This is a genomic window from Streptomyces sp. NPDC005423, assembly GCF_040606415.1.
Lineage (GTDB): Bacteria > Actinomycetota > Actinomycetes > Streptomycetales > Streptomycetaceae > Streptomyces.
The window spans coordinates 58,279-74,835 of record NZ_JBEXET010000004.1 but is presented as its reverse complement, the minus strand read 5'-3'; the positions used below and the strand labels follow the sequence as shown (position 1 = coordinate 74,835).

Here is a 16,557-nt window from a genome sequence, read left to right as displayed (position 1 = left end):
GTGCGCGGCCCGGCCGCCCTTTCTGTTTGTTCTTTACGGCGACGTCCCCGCCCCCCACCTCTGCTCGGCCGGTGTCAGGCCGGGACGCGCACCCGTTTGCGCTCCGCCTCGGCGAGCCGGGCCGAGCGGGTGCGGGGGCCGAGGACGGCCAGGACGATCGCACCGACCACCCACACACCGGCGATGAAGAAGAAGACGCTGCGGTACCCGTGGCCGTTGTAGAGGGCCGCGACGATCAGCGGACCGGCGGCGTTCGACAGCCGGCCGAGGCCGTAGGAGACGCCGGTTCCCAGCGAGCGGCTCCGGTTGTCGAAGAGTTCGGGGGAGTAGGCGTAGGCGAGGGCGGTGTAGCCGCGTTCGAAGAGGTTGACCAGGAAGCCGAACACCACGATGAGGAGCGGGTCGAAGGTGAGCCCGTACAGCAGGCCGCAGAGCGCGATCACCGCGCCGAAGGCGACCAGGCACCACTTGCGTTCGAACCGGTCGGTGATGAGGGACGCGAGATAGCAGCCGAGCGGTGCGCCGATCGTCGTCAGGGCCACGTAGAAGACGGACTTCTCGACGCTGAAGCCCTCCTTGGCCAGCAGGGTGGGCGCCCAGCTGGAGTAGCCGAAGAAGCCGATGGTCTGCGTGGTCCACACCACGGTGAGCAGCAGCGTCGGGAACAGGTACTTCTTGCGCAGGAGCAGCCGCAGCGGCGCCTTCGACGACGGTGCCTCCTCGACGGGCGGCGCGGGCTCGGGCAGGGGGCCCTGCTCCTCGGTGACGCTCGCCTCGATCCGCGTCAGGATCGCGTCCGCCTCGGTGTGCCGGCCCTGGCTCTCCAGCCAGCGCGGTGACTCCGTGAGGCGGCGGGTGAACAGGACGAGCAGGATGCCCAGGGAGCCCCAGAGGTAGACCAGCCGCCACGACCAGTCGTTGAGCGGCACGACCGCGCTCGCGATGAGGTTGGTGACGGGTGTGCCGCAGATGCCGAGGGCGATGGCGTACGCCTGGTACTTGCCGCGGGTCGCCGACGGGTACAGCTCGTTGACGTACACGACCCCCACCACGGTCATCGCCGACAGGCCCGCCGAGGTCAGCACGCGGAACACGCCGAGGGAGGCCAGGTTCCAGGAGAAGACGGCCGCGAACGAGGAGACGCCGAAGAACAACGTCGTCCACAGCAGCGCCCGTTTACGGCCCCACCGGTCGGCGATCGACCCCGCGACGATCGCGCCGAGGAACATGCCGACGAACGACAGCGAGGTGACGTAGGCGATCTGATTGACCGTCAGGCCCCAGAGCTTGACCAGTTTCGGGGCGGTGGTGGCGAAGCTGTTGATGTCCGCGAACTCGAAGAAGTACGCGAAGGCGACGGCGAGCAGGGTGACTCGGTGGAACCGGGAGATCGGGAGCCGGTCAAGTCGGTTCAGCGCGTTGGAGTGTCGCATGGGCGGCCCTTGTCGAAGTGGGGTGGCTTGTGCGGGAGTTGGGTGATCAGACCTGCTCGTCGGGCCAGTACAGGCGCATCGGGTTGGCGACGAGGAGCCGGTGCCGCTGCTCCTCGGTGACCGCTACCCGGGGCACGTGGTCCACGAGGAGGCCGTCGTCCGGCATGTGGTCGGTGAGGTTGGGGTGCGGCCAGTCGGTGCCCCACAGCACGCGGTCCGGGAACTCCCGCAGGACGCGGCGGCCGAAGGGCACGACGTCGTCGTAGGCGCGCCGTTCGCCGTTCAGCGCGGCGGGCCCGGTCACGCTCAGGCGCTCGGGGCAGGTCACCTTCACCCACGCGTCGTTGGCCTCCACGAAGCGCAGGAAGCGGGTGAACTCCGGGCCGTCCACCGGCCGGGTGACGTCCGGGCGTCCCATGTGGTCCACCACCAGAGGGGTGGGCAACGACCCGAAGAAACCCTCCAGTTCGGGCAGGTCGACGCTCTCGAAATAGAGGACGACGTGCCAGCCGAGCGGGGCGATCCTCTTGGCGATCGTCCGCAGCTCGTCCTCGGGCGAGGTGTCGACGAGACGCCGTACGAAGTTGAAGCGCACGCCGCGCACGCCGGCCGCGTCGAGTGCCAGCAGCTCCCGCTCGTCGATGTCCGGACGAACGGTCGCGATGCCGCGGGCCCGGCCGCCCGCCGCGCGGACGGCGTCGAGCATGGCGCCGTTGTCCGCGCCGTGGCAGGTGGCCTGTACGACGACGTTGCGGGCCACGCCCAAGTGGTCGCGGAGCGCGAACAGTTCGTCCTTGCCGCCGTCGCACGGGGTGTATTTGCGCTCCGGCGCGAACGGGAACTCCGCCTGCGGGCCGAAGACATGGCAGTGGGTGTCCACGGTTCCCGGCGGCAGCCGGAACGCGGGCTCGGAGGGATTCTGGTACCAGTCCAGCCAGCCGGGCGTTTTCGGGGCGAGAGGCGTCCGCGCGGAAGGAGTGCTCATGTGCCTCACCGGCCCTGACTCTTGAGCAGCGCGTCCAGACGCGGGTACACGGAACGGGCGTTGTGCTCATGGACCGCCGCCAGGTCCTCCGCGGACAGCTGGGCGGCCTCCGCGTAGCGACGGGTGTCGTCGAAGTGGTGGCCGGTACACGGGTCGATGTCCCGTACGGCGCCGATCATCTCCGAGGCGAAGAGGATGTTGCGGGCCGGTATGACGTCGTAGAGGAGGTCGGAGCCCGGCTGGTGGTAGACGCAGGTGTCGAAGTAGACGTTGCGCAGGACGTGTTGTTCCAGCGGTGGCTTGCCGAGCGCCATCGCCAGTCCCCGGAAGCGGCCCCAGTGGTAGGGGACGGCGCCGCCGCCGTGCGGGATGACGAACCGCAGGGTCGGGAAGTCGGCGAACAGGTCACCCTGGACCAGCTGCATGAACGCCGTGGTGTCGGCGTTGAGGTAGTGCGCGCCGGTGGTGTGGAAGGCCGGGTTGACACTCGTACTGACATGGATCATCGCCGGGATGTCGTACTCGACCAGCTTCTCGTACACGGGGTACCAGGAGCGGTCGGTGAGCGGCGGGGCGGTCCAGTGACCGCCCGAGGGGTCCGGGTTGAGATTCACCGCGACGGCACCCAACTCCTTGACACAGCGCGTGAGTTCGGGGACGCAGGTGGCCGGGTCGACGCCGGGGGACTGCGGCAGCATCGCGGCGGCGGCGAAGCGCTCCGGATACAACCGGGCCACCCGGTGGCAGAGTTCGTTGCAGATCGCCGCCCAGGCGGCGGAGGTGGCGAACGTTCCGATGTGGTGGGCCATGAACGAGGCGCGCGGCGAGAAGACCGTGAGATCGATACCGCGCTCGTCCATCAGCCGCAGCTGGTTCGGCTCGATGGACTCGCGCAGCTCGTCGTCGCTGATGCGCAGATCCGCGCGGGCGGGCGCCACCGACGGATCGGTGAGGGAGGCGGTCTGCCGGGCGCGCCACGCCTCCAGGGCCGGCGGGGCGGTCGTGTAGTGACCGTGACAGTCGATGATCATTACGGCGTCCTTCTCGGGCTGCTGGGTGCCGTGCAGCCTGGCTCCACGGCGAACTCGCAGGCGAGAGACCCGCACACAGAACTAACCTGCCCTTAACACAGCGGCGGGTCCCCGGTCGGTGTGGTCTACATTCGGTTGCGAAGACCGAAGTGGCTGAAACGAGGTGGGCCCGGTGCAGGTACTGCTGGCCGAGGACGACGACGGCGTCGCCGCGGCGCTCGTCGAGGTCCTCTACGACCACGGCCACATCACCAGACGGGTCCGGTACGGCCGGGACGTGCTGACCTACCACCGCAGCTCCGACCTGCTCCTTCTCGACCTGGGCCTGCCCGACACCGACGGCCTGGACGTGCTGCGGGCGCTCCGGGCGGTGAGCGACCTGCCCGCGGTCATCCTCACGGCCCGCGGCGACGAACGCTCGGTCGTCCGGGGACTGCGGCTGGGCGCCGACGACTACCTCGTCAAGCCGGTCCGGCTCGCCGAGCTGCTCGCCCGGATCGACGCCGTCACCCGGCGGCACGCGGCGCGCGGCGGCCCGCCGGTACGGACGGTCCGCGCCGGTGACATCGAGGTGGACGTCGACGCGCGCCGGGTCCGGGTCGCCGGCACGGAGGTCGAGCTGACCACCAAGGAGTTCGACATCCTCGCCGTTCTGGCCGGACGGGCGGGCCGGGCGGTCAGCCGCGAGCAGCTCCTGGACGAGGTGTGGGGCGACACCCACCACGCGGTCTCCCGCTCCCTGGACGTCCACCTCACCCAGCTGCGCGCCAAGCTGCGCCGCCCCGCACTCCTCACCACGATCCGGGGCTTCGGCTACCGCTTCGGTGACGACGCCACCCCCGGGGACTGAGGGCCGGACCATGCGCACCAGGGTCCAGGCCGTACTGCTGCTGTTCGTCGTGATCGCGGTCGCCGCGTTCGCCGTGCCGCTGCTGCTGTTCACCGCCTCCGACCGCACCCAGCAGCTGGTCCTCGCCCGCAGCACCGACCTCGACCGTTTCGCGTCCCTCATGGACCAGGCCGCCTCCACCGGCGACACCGCGGCCCTGACCGCCGAGGCGCGACGCTACACACAGCTGTACGGAGAGCCACTCGTCGTCACCGACACCCGCCGCGACCCCGTCGTGCAGACCGGCGGGATGCGCGCCGCCGATCCCGCCGTGGCCCGGCTCCTCGACGCGGCGCTGAGCAACCGGACGGCACATCCCACGGCCGCCCTGCGCCCTTGGTCGCGCGGGCACCGGATGTTCGCCGAGCCCGCCGGGACCGGCACCCGGGTCTCCGGGGCCGTCGTGCTGCGGGCCTCCGTCGCGACCGCGGCGCGGGACGTCACCCGCCGCTGGGCCGCCGTACTCGCGGGCACCGCCCTGGTCGCCGTCGCCTGCACGGTCCTCGCCCGGGCCGCCACCGGGTGGGTGGTCAGCCCGCTGCGCCGCCTCGACCGCGCCGTCGGCCGGCTCGCCGCGGGACTCCCACCCGACCGGACCCTCCCCGACTCCCGGCTTCGCCCGAGCCGGGAGACCCCCGTCGGCGGGCCGCCCGAGCTGCGCCAGCTCGCGATCGGCTTCAACCGCATGGCACGCACCGTCACCGCCGCCCTGGAACAGCAACGCCGGCTCGTCGCCGACACCTCGCACCAGATGCGCAACCCCATGGCGGCGCTCCGGCTGCGCGTCGACGCCCTGCACACCCACCTCCCCGCCTCCGCCGACCGCATGTACACCGGCGTCACCACGGAGCTGGACCGCCTGGAGACCCTCCTCGACGACATGCTCGCCCTCGCCACCGCCGAACACCGCGCCGGGGAGCTCGCGATGGCCGACGACTCGGACGCCCACTGCGACGCCACCGCCGTGACGGCCGCGCGGTACCGCCTGTGGGAGCCGCTCGCCCGGCGCGCCGGCGCACGCCTCACGCTCGGGGCCGGCCCGACCCCGGTCATGGCCGGCTGCACCGACCGCGAACTCGCCCAGATCACCGACGTCCTCCTCGACAACGCCATCAAGTACGCGGGGCCCGGAGCCGAGATCTCCCTGCGCTGCGCGGCCGAGGAGCGGTGCGCGGTCCTCACGGTCACGGACGACGGCCCCGGCCTCGCACCGGACGAACTCGCGCTCGCCACCACGAGGTTCTGGCGCTCGGGCCGCCGGCAGCAAAACGGGACGGCCGGCACGGGGCTGGGGCTGGCCATCGTCGAACAGCTGCTGGCCGGACGCGGCGGGCGACTGGAGCTGACGGCGGTACGGCCGCACGGGCTTCGGGCCAGGGTCTCCGTACCGCGAGCCGTGACCGGCGCGGCGCGATGACCGGCCACCCCGCCCCCGTCGGCCGCCGCGCCCTCCTGCACGCCGCCCTCGGCTCCGCCGCCGTGGCCGCCCTCGGCTCCGCGCTCACCGGCGACGTCTCCCGGCAACGCCCCGGACCGACCGGCGTACTGCGCATCGCGACCGGCGAGCCCACCGCGTTCTACGAGGCCTTCGGCCACCTCCTCGCCACCGGACTCCGGGCCGCGTACCCCCGTCTGAGCTGCCGCGTCATCACCACCGCGGGCAGTGTCACCAACATCGAACTGCTCCGCGACCACCGCGCCGACCTCGCCCTCGTCCTCACCGACACCGCGCGGGCGGCCCTGGGCACCGACCTCTTCCCCCGGCCGGTGCCGCTGCGCGCGATCGGCAGGGTGTACGAGACCTACCTCCAGTTCGTCGTCCGCGCCGACTCCCCCGTCCGCGCCGTGTCCGACCTGGCCGGACACACCGTCTCGCTCGGCGCGGCCGGATCGGGCGCGGCCGTCCTCGGCGAACAGATCCTGCACGCCGCCGGTCTCGCCCCGGGCACCGACGTCCCCGTGCGCCATCTCCCGCTCGCCGCCGCGGCGGACGCGATGCGGACGGGCTCGGTGGACGCCCTGCTGGTCGCGGGCGGTGTGCCGCTGCCCACCCTCTCCGACCTGGACGAGCAGCCCGGTCTACGGTTCCTGCCGCTGGCCGGGCTGCTGCCCAGGCTCGGCGGCCGGGCCGGGCGGGCCGGGTCGGGTCTGGAGGAGGTGCCCCTGCCGCAGAGCGCGTACCGGAGGGCCGGCGGGGTTGCCACCATCGGCGTGTCCAACCTGCTGGTGTGCCGTTCCGACCTCCCTCGGGACGTCGCCGGCGCGCTCACCCGCCTGCTCGTCCTGCGCGCCGGCGCGCTCGTCCCCGGCAACGCCGTCGGCACGCAGTTCCTGGACGTCGGCAGCCTCATCGGCACCGGGAGGATCGCCCTGCACCCCGGGGCGGCGGCGGCCTACCGTGCGCTGCACGGCTGACCTCCGGCCGACGGGGTTCCCCGCGCCCCGCACGCCAGCGGATGCGGTCCGTGCGACAGGCCGCGATGCTGAGATGGACAGCTTTCGGCGGAAGGAGTCCCGATGGGCATGATGGACAAGCTCAAGCACATGATGAAGGGCCACGAGGACCAGGCCGGACAGGGTGTGGACAAGGCGGGTGACTACGTCGACAAAAAGACCCAGAACAAGCACAGCCGCCAGGTCGACTCCGCCCAGGAGCAGCTCAGGCGGCAGATGGGCGACGACCCCGGGCACGAGAACCGGCCGTAGCGGTACACCAGAACCGGCCGTAGCGGCAGCGGCGGGAGTGGGGCGGTCCATGTGCCCGCCCCACTCCAAGTGCCGCCGCCCCAACGGCAGTTGAGCCGCTGCGCCGGGGCCGGGTGAGGCGGCGGTCCGGGTCGCGCGCCGGCCCGCCGGACACGTGGCCGCCGGGCCGTCGGTCGGCTCAGGCGGCGTCCACACGCCGACGTGCCACCGGCTTCGTCCGGCCGACCGTCGTGGTGGCACGGGCGGCGGCTCGGGCCGCGCCGTCGGGGAGCGTGAAGGCGAAGAGCGCGGTGGCCGCGGCGAGGGCGGCGAGGACGAGGTAGGCGTGCTGGTAGGCGGTGACGGGCGGGTTCGCCGCGGCGGCGGCAGGGGTGCCGAGGACCAGGGCGGTGGTCACCGCCGCCGGAGCGAGGGCGCCTCCGGTCTGCCGTACGACGGTGTTGAGGGTGGAGGCCTGGGCCAGGTCGCGCCGGGCCACGGTGGCCAGCGAGGCCACCGTGGTCGGCATGAAGACCCCGCCCATTCCGATGCCGAGCAGCAGCATGTAGGCCCGGAAGGTCCACAGACCGGTGTGCGCGTCGCAGGTGGCGAAGAGCAGCAGGACCGCCGCCACCCAGGCCAGGCCGCAGCCGACGATGATCCGGGGGCCGACGCGGGAGTAGAGGACGCCGGCGATCTGGACGGTCAGCAGGACACCGAAGGCCTCGGGGAAGGTGCTGGTGCCGGACTCCAGCGCGGTACGGCCCTGACCCTGCTGGATGAAGAGCGGGCCGAGGTACATCGCGCCCATGATCGGAACCAGACCCACCAGGTTGATCAGGTTGGTGTCCCGGAAGAGCCGGTCGGTGAAGAGGCGGAGCTTCAACAGCGGCTGTGCGGTACGCAGTTCGAAGACGATGGCGGCGGCGAGCAGGACCGTGCCGGCGACGAGGGCGGTGACGACGGCGACCGAGGACCAGCCGCGGTTGGGGCCCTCGCAGATGCCGAACATCACGGCGCCCAGCGCGGCAGCGCTCAGCAGCAGCCCGGTGAGGTCGAAGCGGCCGGGCCGGTGGCCGCGGTGCTCGGCCAGGAACAGCGCTCCGAAGAGGACGGCGGGCAGCCCCACCGGCAGGTTGACGTAGAACACCCAGCGCCAGGACAGGTGGTCCACCAGCAGCCCGCCGAGGATCGGGGCGGCGGCCGGGGCGATCTGCTGCGGGATGATCATGTACCGCGAAATCCGCACCTGCTCCCACGAGTCGAAGGTGCTGAAGAGCAACGCGGAGGAGGCGGGGAAGAGCACCCCGGCGGACAGCCCCTGGACCGCGCGGAAGGCGACGAGCCGGCCGAGGTCGGGGGCGGCGCCGCACAGCAGGGACGAGCCGAGGAAGGCCAACAGGGCGGTGAGCAGGACCCGTTTGGCGCCGAACCGTTCGACCAGCCACGCGGAGGCGGGGATGGCCATGGCCAGGCAGACCGGGTAGACCACCACCACCCCGTCCAGGGCGGCCGTGGTCAGCCCGAACTGACGAGCGATCGAGGGCAGCGCCACGGTGGTGATCGCGCCGTCGACGATCGCTATGAAGGTCACACACACGCACATGACGGGCACGACCAGGCGTTGGCCGGGGCGGGAGCGCGGGACGGAGAGAGCGGGCGGGACGGGAGGGCGTCGGAACGGCAGCACATGCTGAGCATACTCACTATGTGTGTACTCACAGAAGTTCGGTACCTCGTAGACTCGGACGTCACCACGGAACGGGGAACGCCATGGCAGTGCACGGCAGCAGCGACGTCCTGGTCGACGAGCTCTTCGAGACGACGCACCGGCTGCGCCAGTTCGTGGAGATCCGGCTGCGCGCCGACGGGGCGTCGGTCGCCCGACTGCGCACCCTGCGGATGCTCGCCCGAGCCCAACAGCCGCTGCGCATGCGGGACTTGAGTGAGATGACGGGAGTCGCGGCACGGACCACGACCAGCATCGTCGACAGCCTGGAACGCGACGGTCTGGTGGAACGCGTCCGCCACCCGCACGACCGCCGCGCGTTCCTGCTCCGCCTCACCGACAGGGGCCGGGAGTGCCACCGGGCGGGGGAGCGGGTGGACCGCCGCGCCCTCGCGGAGGCGACGGCCGGACTGGACCCGGAGGACCGTGCCCGGTTGCGGACCCTGCTGGCGCGCATCCGCGAGGCGACGGCCTGAAACGCCCCTCCGCTGCCGTCAGCCCACGGCGGCGGTGAGCGCCTCCAGGGCGGAGGCCTGGGTGCGCCAGTCGGTCTGGTTGGGGCTCGATCCGGCCCAGCGCGCGCCGAGGGTGTTGAGGGAGGTGCGGTCCCGCGCCCACAGCGTCTCCGCCTGCCGCTGCACGTAACCGCCGTAGACGCCCGAGCCGGTGGCCCGCGCGAGGTCGGCGAAGTTCCGCAGGAAGATGCCCTTGAACTGCTTCTGGTTGTCGTCGCAGGAGGCCGACCCGGCATCGCAGGACTCGGTGAGCACCCCGTCCACGGTCAGCCGCGTACTGGTCGTCGCGGCGTCGGCCAGGATCCGCGCGGTGCTCAGGAGGGAGCTGTCGCCGGTCGCCCGCCACAGTTCGGTGAAGCCGCCGATGGCCAGTCCCTGGTTGTAACTCCACACGGTGCCACCGTTGTTGGCGCAGGACGCGGTCAGTCCGTCGTTCACCAGACCCGAGGAGCCGATCAACCCGCTGGACCGGTACCAGTCGGCGGCCGTCCTCGCCCGCTGGAGCCACACGGTGTCACCCGCGACGCGCTGGTGCAGCGCCGCGGTCAGCCACAGGTACTGCCCGTTGGTCACGGCGTTCTTGTAGGTGCGTTCGCGGTCCCACCACACACCGCCGCCACAGGTGCCCGGGTCCCAGTACTGCTGGACGTAACTCGCGATCGTGACGGCCTCGTCGAGGTACCGGACGTCACCGGTGTAGTCGTAGGCGTCCACCCACGCGATGGCCCACCAGCCCGAGTCGTCGATCGAGCGGCTGACGAAGTCGCCCTCGATCGGGTCCGTGCCGCGCACGCCGGCGGCGAACCGGCCCCTGTTCCGGTCGAAGGTGCGCGCGATGACCCAGTCGTAGTCGTGCGTACCGGTGGTCCTCGCGAAGTCGACGAGGGCGGTGAGGGTGGCGGCGGAGTTCCACCAACTGCCGGGCCACCAGCCGTCGTAGGGGTCGTACGACGTCATGAGCGCGTCGGCCGCCGCGCGCGCCCTGGTCGGTACGGGCCTGGCCCACGCCGTGCAGGTGCCCTCGTTGTGGCCGGCCTCCCGGCCGCAGGCGCGGACCGCGCCGCCGTAGAGGAGGCCGCGCGGGTCACGGGTGGCGAACATCGCGGTACGGGTGCCGGTGGCACCGGACGGCGTGCTGGTGCGGCCGAGCGAGGAACCGTCCGGCCAGGTCGAGCCGCCGTCCCAGGAGCGGTCGAGCCAGATCTCGTCACCCGCGCCGCCGGTGTCGATGCTCGCCCAGGCCGTGGAGTCGCGCTGGTCGACGTGGAGTCGGACGGTGCGGCCGTAGAGGGTGGTCGACGGCACCGGCTGGTCGTCGCCGGCCGCCCGGCCCGGGTCGGTGCCGTCGCAGAGGGTGTCGCAGACGGTGGGGTAGACCCAGTTCGTGCAGCCGACGCCTGTGGCGTCGCCGCAGGCCCGCACCAGCCCGCGTCGGTGGCCGCGCGGGTCGGTGATGGCGTACATCAGTGTCCTGGTGCCGGTCCAGGTGCCGGGAACGCTCGCCTTGCCGAGCAGTCCTTCCCAGGTGGCGCCGCCGTCCCAGGAACGGTCCAGCCAGACCGAGTCACCGGTAGCGCCGTTGTCGATGCTGGCCCACGCCATGTCGTCGGCGTCGGACACGTGCAGTTCCAGGCGGCGGCCGTTGAGGTCCTGGTCGGGCACCGGGAAGGTCTCCTGGCGGGCCTGTGACGGGTCCAGCGTGTCACAGGCCAGCACGCACACCTGAGGGGCCGCCGCGGCGGGAGCGGCGGTGGGGACCAGCGCCGCGCACGCGAGCGCGACGGTCAGCAGGAAGCCCGCGAGCCGGGATCTGACAACGTTGTCGGCCTGTGGTGAAGGCACTTCAACCACCCTTGTTGGGAGTCGAGCCCTGGTCCATACCCGTCCTGGGCAGTGAACTGACTTGGCGGGTCCCTGTCAATGGTGGGGGAGGCTCCGCCTTCCAGGTGCGAGGGAAGCCGCGGGGCCAGCTGGCACCGTCAGCCGGTCAGCCGGTCAGCCGGTCAGCCGGTCGCCGCGTCCGGCGCGGGAGGGGCCAGGTGGCAGTGGCCGGGCGGGTGTCGCGCGCAGACGGCCGCGACACCTCGGCGTACCGCCCCGACGGATTCAGAGGTCGAGGACGACTTCGGTGGCCGGTTCGCCGCAGCAGACGAGGACCGTGCCGGACTCGGGACGTTCGAGTGGTTCCGGTGCGTAGGTGACGTCGCCCGACACGAGAGGGGTGACGCAGGTGTGGCAGACGCCGGTGCGGCAGGACCAGCGGGTGGGGACGTCACAGGCCTCGGCGAGATCGAGGAGGGAGGCGTGAGCGGGTGACCAGGGCGTCGTGATCCCGCTGCGCGCGAAGGTGACGAGCGGGCCGGGGCCCGCCGGACCGGACGGTTGGTGCGGAGGCACCACGGCGGTCGGCGTGACACCGGGGTTGACGGCCGCCAGGGCACCGAACAGTTCCGTGTGGATCCGCTCGGGCCGCACGCCATGAGCGCGCAGACGGGCCTCCGCGTCGGCCATGAAGCCGGGCGGACCGCAGACATACACGTCGGCGTCGGCGGGAACCCCGATGGCCGCGAGCGCCCCGGCGGTCGGACGCCCGTAAGTGACGTGCGGCGCGGGGGAGTTGATGCCCTGCGCCGTGTAGTAGACGTGCTCGTGCGCGTGGGGAAGCCGGGCCAGGAGGGCGCGGGTCTCTTCCGCGAAGGCATGGTGAGCGGGGTCGCGGGCGGTGTGGATCCACCAGACCGGGCGGGAGTCCCGTACGGCGGCCAGCCGGTCGAGCATGGCCAGTACCGGCGTGGCACCGATCCCGGCGGAGACGAGGACGATCGGACGGCTGCCCTCTTCGAGCACGAACGTTCCGCGCGGGGCGGCGACCTCCACCAGGTCCCCGGAGCGGAGAGCCGTGTGAATGTAGTCGCTGGCTCTGCCGTGCGGCTCGTGTTTGACACTGATGCGGTAGGTGTCGGCGGTGGGTACGGAGGAGAGGGAGTAGCTGCGCACCACGGGGGCGGTGGCACCGCCGACGGCGAGGCGCAGAGAGAGGTACTGGCCGGGACGGGCCTCGGGCAGCGGGGTGCCGTCGACGGTGCCCAGATAGACCGACGAGACGGTCGGGGTCTCGGGGACGATCCGGGCGACGCGCAGGCGCCTGAAGCCCGGCCACCCCGGTCCCGGGCGTTCCGGTCCCGGTCGTCCCGACTCCGCTTCCGGCTGCGGCGCATCGGCGAGTTCGCGGAACGACTGCCGCCAACCGGGGCTCAATGCGGGGATGTTGAGCGCTCTGCGCAGCTTCGTGGTGTCGCGGTGGGGGAGGTAGAGCAGCGCGTCGATGTCGGCGACGCTGAGCTTCTCAGGGCCCTTGCGGGTCAGGATGATCTCGTCGCCCGCCTCGACGTGCCCCTCGGTGAGCACCCGGAGGTAGAAGCCCGGGCGGTGGTGGGCGACCAGGAGGGAGGGCAGCGTGGGTTCGCCGAGGCGCATGCCGAGGCGGTAGCAGGTGACACGGGGCTGGGTGACCTCGAACTCCGCCTCGCCGATGCGGTAGCGGTCGCCGACACACACCTCCTCGTCGGCCAGTCCGTCGACGGTGAAGTTCTCCCCGAAACTTCCGAAGTCCAGGTCGTCGCGGCCGAGTTGTTTCCGCCAGTACTGGTAGGACCCCAGCTGGTAGACGAGTACGGCACGGATCTCGCCGCCGTGTCCGGCCAGGTCCCCCTGTCCGTCGCCGACGACGTTCAACCGCCGCACCAGCCGCGGCCCCGGCACGGGAGACTTCCACACTCCGGTGCGTACCGTCCGCCCCTGCCAGGCGACGTCCTCGGGCATCCCCACGTTGACGGACAGCAGCGTCGCCATCACGCACCTCCTGTGGGCCGATGCTAAAGCGTGGGGAGACGGTGCCGCATCAGGGCCGCTCGGACCCGTCGGCCGTTCGGTCGGGGCCGCTCCGCCCGACCGCCGGCCGTCACGACCCCGTACGGCCACGCGATGGGGACCGACCGGCCCAAGCGGGGAGCGGCGGACCTGGACAAGCTGGTTGCAGGGGTACGTCTTCCGCGGCCCGGAGACCTTCCGCATCGGGGAGGCGGAGCGCCAGGCAGTCGCCGGCCGGGCGACCCGACGAGAGAGGTGACGGCCATGAACGAACAGGTCCCGTCGAACGTGGCGGAAGGCCACGCCGTGGGTGATCTCGGGAACCGTATCGCCACCCGGCGGGCGGAACTCGGTCTCTCCCGGCAGGAGACGGCCGTCCGCGCGGGCATGGCACCGAGCTACCTCCAATACCTGGAGGAGCACTCCGTCGCCGCACCGGGCACGGGCGTGCTGCGTCAACTGGCGGACGTCCTGCACACCACCGCGACACAGCTCACCGGAGGCGCCACCGAGCTGCCGCCCGGCCGTGGGCGGGCCGCCCGAGCACCCGAGTTCACCGAACTGACGCCACAGGAGTGCCGCGCCCTGCTGGCCACGCACGGGGTGGGCAGGATCGCGGTGCCGACCGCGTCCGGACCCCTCATCGTGCCCGTCAACTACAGCGTGGTGGACGGCGCGATCGTGTTCAGGACCGCTCCGGGCTCGACGCCGTCCCAGGCGTCCGGCTGCCGGGTCTCCTTCGAGGTGGACCGGGTCGACGACGCGTTCAGCGAGGGCTGGAGCGTGCTGGTGACCGGCCGTGCGCGGACTGTGACGGATGCCGACGCCGTACGGCTGCTGGCGCGGCGGGCGTTCAGCACCCCGTGGGCCGGTGGCGACCGTGAGGAGTGGGTGCGCGTCGATCCTCTCGGCATCACCGGCCGCCGGATCACCACGCGGTGAGGGACTCCGCCCGCCGCGAGGCGACCGATGGCCCCTCACCCTCCGGATCGACGCCGTGAAGGGCGGACCGACTCCGTACACCACGACCGCTGAACCGGGCGAGAGACGGACTGGCTGATGTATCCCCACGACGGATTCCGCGAACTGGAACGGCCGGAGTGCCTGCGCCTGCTGGCGCGGGTGCCCGTCGGCCGGATCGTCCACACGCGTCAGGCCCTGCCCGCCGTACTGCCGGTCAACTTCTCCCTGCACGAGGACGGCGCGGTACTGCTGCGCACCTCGGCGGCCTCGGAGCTGGTGCGGGCGATCGACGGAGCGGTCGTCGCCTTCGAGGCCGACGAGGTCGACGCCGCCGCGCACTCCGGCTGGAGCGTCGTCGTCACCGGCACGGCCACCGTGGTGACCGACCCGGCCGAACACGAGCGCCTCGCCCGCACCGGCCCGCGTTCCTGGGTGCCCGACCCGGCCGACGTCTTCGTCCGGGTCGAGGCCGAACTGGTGACGGGACGCGAACTCGTCGGCGGACGCCCGCTGTACGGGCTGAACGGGCTGCCCCTCCGTCCCTGACCGCCGGCACCACCGCGACCTGCTCCCATGTCCTCGTCCGGCTCCGGCCGATAGCGTGGGACCTGACCGAAGGGGATCCCCTTGGTGTGGCCAGGCGATCTTTGGAGAAGCACCGGTGGCAAGCGCTGAAGAGTCCCGGGAGGCCCGCGTACGACTGCCGCAGCTGAGGCTGGACGAGCTGCTGGAGGAGCTTCAGGCGCGGCTGGACGCGGCCCGGGGCATGCGTGACCGGGTGCACAGCCTGCTGGAGGCGGTGCTCTCGGTGGGCCGGGAGCTGGAGCTGGAGCAGGCCCTGCACAGCATCGTCGAGGCGGCGGCGGTACTGGTCGACGCCGAGTACGCCGCGCTCGGCGTGATCGCCCCGGACGGCAAGGCCCTGTCGGCCTTCCACACGATCGGTGTGACCGAGGAGCAGGTCGCCGAGATCGGCTCCTACCCGGAGGGCCACGGCATCCTCGGCGAGCTGATCCGCCACCCCGTACCGCTGCGGCTGGCGAAGATCTCCCAGCACCCCGCGTCGTACGGTTTCCCCGCTCATCACCCGCCGATGAACAGCTTCCTCGGCGTCCCCATCCGGGTGCGCGACCAGGTCTACGGCAACCTGTACCTGACGGAGAAGCGCGGCGGCGTGCAGTTCGACGAGGAGGACGAGTCGGTGCTGTCGACGCTGGCCGTGGCGGCCGGCGTCGCGATCGACAACGCCCGCCTGTACGAGGAGTCCCGGCTGCGGGAACGCTGGCTGCGGGCGAACGCGGAGATCACCCACCAGCTGATGTCCGGCGACCCCCACACCAAGGTCCTCGCCCTGATCGCCGAGCGGGCCGGCGAGATCACGGGGTCCGCGCTGGCGGCGGTCGCGCTGCCGATGGAAGGCACCGGATCGCTCGTCGTGGAGGTCGCCGTCGGGCTGGACGCGGAGGTGCACCAGGGGCTGGTCCTGTCCATGGACCGCAGTCTGATGGGGCTGGCCTTCTCCGCCGCGGCCCCCGTCGCCAGCGGGGACGTCGGCCACGACGACCGTATCTCGCTGGAGCCGCCGCGTTTCGGAGGGCTCGGGCCGGCCGTTGCCGTGCCCATCGGGACGGGTGAGGCCGGTACGCGAGGGGTGGTACTGCTGGCCCGGGAAGCCGGTCGGCAGCCCTTCTCGGCGACGGAGACCGAGACCCTCCAGGCCTTCGCCGCCCAGGCGGCCGTCGCGATGGAGCTGGCGGAACGACGTCGGGACGCGGAGGAGATCGCGGTCCTCCAGGACCGCGACCGGATCGCCCGTGACCTGCACGACCTGGCCATCCAACGGCTCTTCGCCACCGGCATGACGTTGCAGAGCGCGGGCCGCTTCATCGAGCACGAGGAGGCCGCCGAGCGCGTCGAGCGCGCGGTGGACGACCTGGACGAGACCATCAAGATCATCAGGTCGACGATCTTCGGCCTGCGGGCGCGTGACGCCGGTGCCGGGACAGGGCTGCGGGCGCGGGTCGTGCGTGCGGTCGGCGAGGTGGCCGCCGTGCTCGGCTTCGCTCCCAGCCTCCGCATGGAGGGCCTGGTCGACACCGACGTGCCGCGGGAGATCGCCGACCATGTGATCGCCGTCCTGTCCGAGGCCCTGAGCAACGTCGCCCGGCACGCCCGGGCCGACCGCGCCGACGTCGTCCTGGAGACCGACGGCCGTGAGGTGCGTCTGACGGTGACCGACAACGGGGTGGGCATCGCGCCCGAGGGCCGCCGCAGCGGTCTGGCCAACATGGCTGAACGGGCTGAGCAGTTGGGCGGTGAGATGGAGTGGAACACGGCGACAGGCGGGGGCACGAGGTTGGTGTGGCGGGTCCCGGTGGCCGAACGGTAGGCGCCGGCCACGGGGTTGAGCGCCCCGCTCGGTCAGCCGTACGACCATGGGGCCGGCGCGCTCGGCGC

The 16,557-nt window shown here is 72.2% G+C and carries 14 protein-coding genes; 8 read left to right on the top strand and 6 right to left on the bottom strand.

Annotation, left to right across the window (positions count from 1 at the left end):
* Window positions 1-74: 74 nt before the first annotated feature.
* Genes ABZT12_RS08140 through ABZT12_RS08130 form a run of 3 tightly spaced genes read right to left on the bottom strand, consistent with a single transcriptional unit; the run spans window position 75 to window position 3,449 of the window.
* Entirely contained in the window at window positions 75-1,433 is a 1,359-nt protein-coding gene (locus ABZT12_RS08140; RefSeq protein ID WP_356379228.1) for an MFS transporter, read from the bottom strand.
* Between the two features lie 46 nt (window positions 1,434-1,479).
* Complete coding sequence (locus ABZT12_RS08135) at window positions 1,480-2,418, bottom strand: amidohydrolase family protein (protein ID WP_356379226.1); 939 nt, start codon at window positions 2,416-2,418, stop codon at window positions 1,480-1,482.
* Between the two features lie 5 nt (window positions 2,419-2,423).
* A complete protein-coding gene (locus tag ABZT12_RS08130; RefSeq protein ID WP_356379224.1) occupies window positions 2,424-3,449 on the bottom strand; it encodes an amidohydrolase family protein in 1,026 nt (341 codons plus the stop codon).
* A 172-nt stretch (window positions 3,450-3,621) separates the two neighbouring features.
* On the opposite strand from ABZT12_RS08130, the gene ABZT12_RS08125 reads away from it, so the two are divergent.
* The 4 genes from ABZT12_RS08125 to ABZT12_RS08110 all read left to right on the top strand — a co-directional run bounded on the left by ABZT12_RS08125 (window position 3,622) and on the right by ABZT12_RS08110 (window position 7,044).
* Window positions 3,622-4,299 (top strand): response regulator transcription factor, encoded by a 678-nt coding sequence (locus ABZT12_RS08125; protein ID WP_356379221.1) that lies wholly within the window; start codon window positions 3,622-3,624, stop codon window positions 4,297-4,299.
* Between the two features lie 10 nt (window positions 4,300-4,309).
* On the top strand, window positions 4,310-5,755 hold the full coding sequence (locus tag ABZT12_RS08120) for a HAMP domain-containing sensor histidine kinase (protein WP_356379218.1): 1,446 nt from the start codon (window positions 4,310-4,312) through the stop codon (window positions 5,753-5,755).
* Window positions 5,752-6,753 (top strand): TAXI family TRAP transporter solute-binding subunit, encoded by a 1,002-nt coding sequence (locus ABZT12_RS08115; RefSeq protein ID WP_356379215.1) that lies wholly within the window; start codon window positions 5,752-5,754, stop codon window positions 6,751-6,753. Before ABZT12_RS08120 ends, ABZT12_RS08115 begins: the two co-directional genes overlap by 4 nt.
* Window positions 6,754-6,855: 102 nt before the next feature.
* Window positions 6,856-7,044, top strand: coding sequence for an antitoxin (locus tag ABZT12_RS08110; protein ID WP_356379212.1), 189 nt, complete (start codon window positions 6,856-6,858; stop codon window positions 7,042-7,044).
* 178 nt (window positions 7,045-7,222) lie between these two features.
* Here the strand turns inward: ABZT12_RS08110 and ABZT12_RS08105 are convergent, their stop codons facing one another.
* Complete coding sequence (locus ABZT12_RS08105) at window positions 7,223-8,617, bottom strand: DHA2 family efflux MFS transporter permease subunit (protein WP_356379715.1); 1,395 nt, start codon at window positions 8,615-8,617, stop codon at window positions 7,223-7,225.
* 179 nt (window positions 8,618-8,796) lie between these two features.
* Here ABZT12_RS08105 and ABZT12_RS08100 point away from each other — a divergent pair, with 179 nt between their 5' ends.
* Window positions 8,797-9,228 carry a MarR family transcriptional regulator gene (locus tag ABZT12_RS08100; RefSeq protein ID WP_356379209.1) on the top strand — a complete coding sequence of 144 codons (432 nt, stop codon included), beginning with the start codon at window positions 8,797-8,799 and terminating at the stop codon, window positions 9,226-9,228.
* Between the two features lie 18 nt (window positions 9,229-9,246).
* Here the strand turns inward: ABZT12_RS08100 and ABZT12_RS08095 are convergent, their stop codons facing one another.
* The gene (locus ABZT12_RS08095) at window positions 9,247-10,869 is read right to left on the bottom strand and encodes a glycoside hydrolase family 76 protein (RefSeq protein ID WP_356379712.1); all 1,623 of its coding nucleotides are present in this window, start codon (window positions 10,867-10,869) and stop codon (window positions 9,247-9,249) included.
* Window positions 10,870-11,373: 504 nt separating this feature from the next.
* Window positions 11,374-13,119 (bottom strand): MOSC and FAD-binding oxidoreductase domain-containing protein, encoded by a 1,746-nt coding sequence (locus ABZT12_RS08090; protein ID WP_356379206.1) that lies wholly within the window; start codon window positions 13,117-13,119, stop codon window positions 11,374-11,376.
* A gap of 282 nt (window positions 13,120-13,401) precedes the next feature.
* On the opposite strand from ABZT12_RS08090, the gene ABZT12_RS08085 reads away from it, so the two are divergent.
* The 3 genes from ABZT12_RS08085 (at window position 13,402) to ABZT12_RS08075 (ending at window position 16,489) form a co-directional block, all read left to right on the top strand.
* Window positions 13,402-14,079, top strand: a complete 678-nt coding sequence (locus ABZT12_RS08085) for a pyridoxamine 5'-phosphate oxidase family protein (protein WP_356379203.1) — start codon at window positions 13,402-13,404, stop codon at window positions 14,077-14,079.
* Window positions 14,080-14,196: 117 nt separating this feature from the next.
* Window positions 14,197-14,646, top strand: coding sequence for a pyridoxamine 5'-phosphate oxidase family protein (locus ABZT12_RS08080; RefSeq protein WP_356379200.1), 450 nt, complete (start codon window positions 14,197-14,199; stop codon window positions 14,644-14,646).
* Between the two features lie 115 nt (window positions 14,647-14,761).
* Window positions 14,762-16,489 carry a GAF domain-containing sensor histidine kinase gene (locus ABZT12_RS08075; protein WP_356379198.1) on the top strand — a complete coding sequence of 576 codons (1,728 nt, stop codon included), beginning with the start codon at window positions 14,762-14,764 and terminating at the stop codon, window positions 16,487-16,489.
* The last annotated feature ends 68 nt before the right edge of the window (window positions 16,490-16,557 follow it).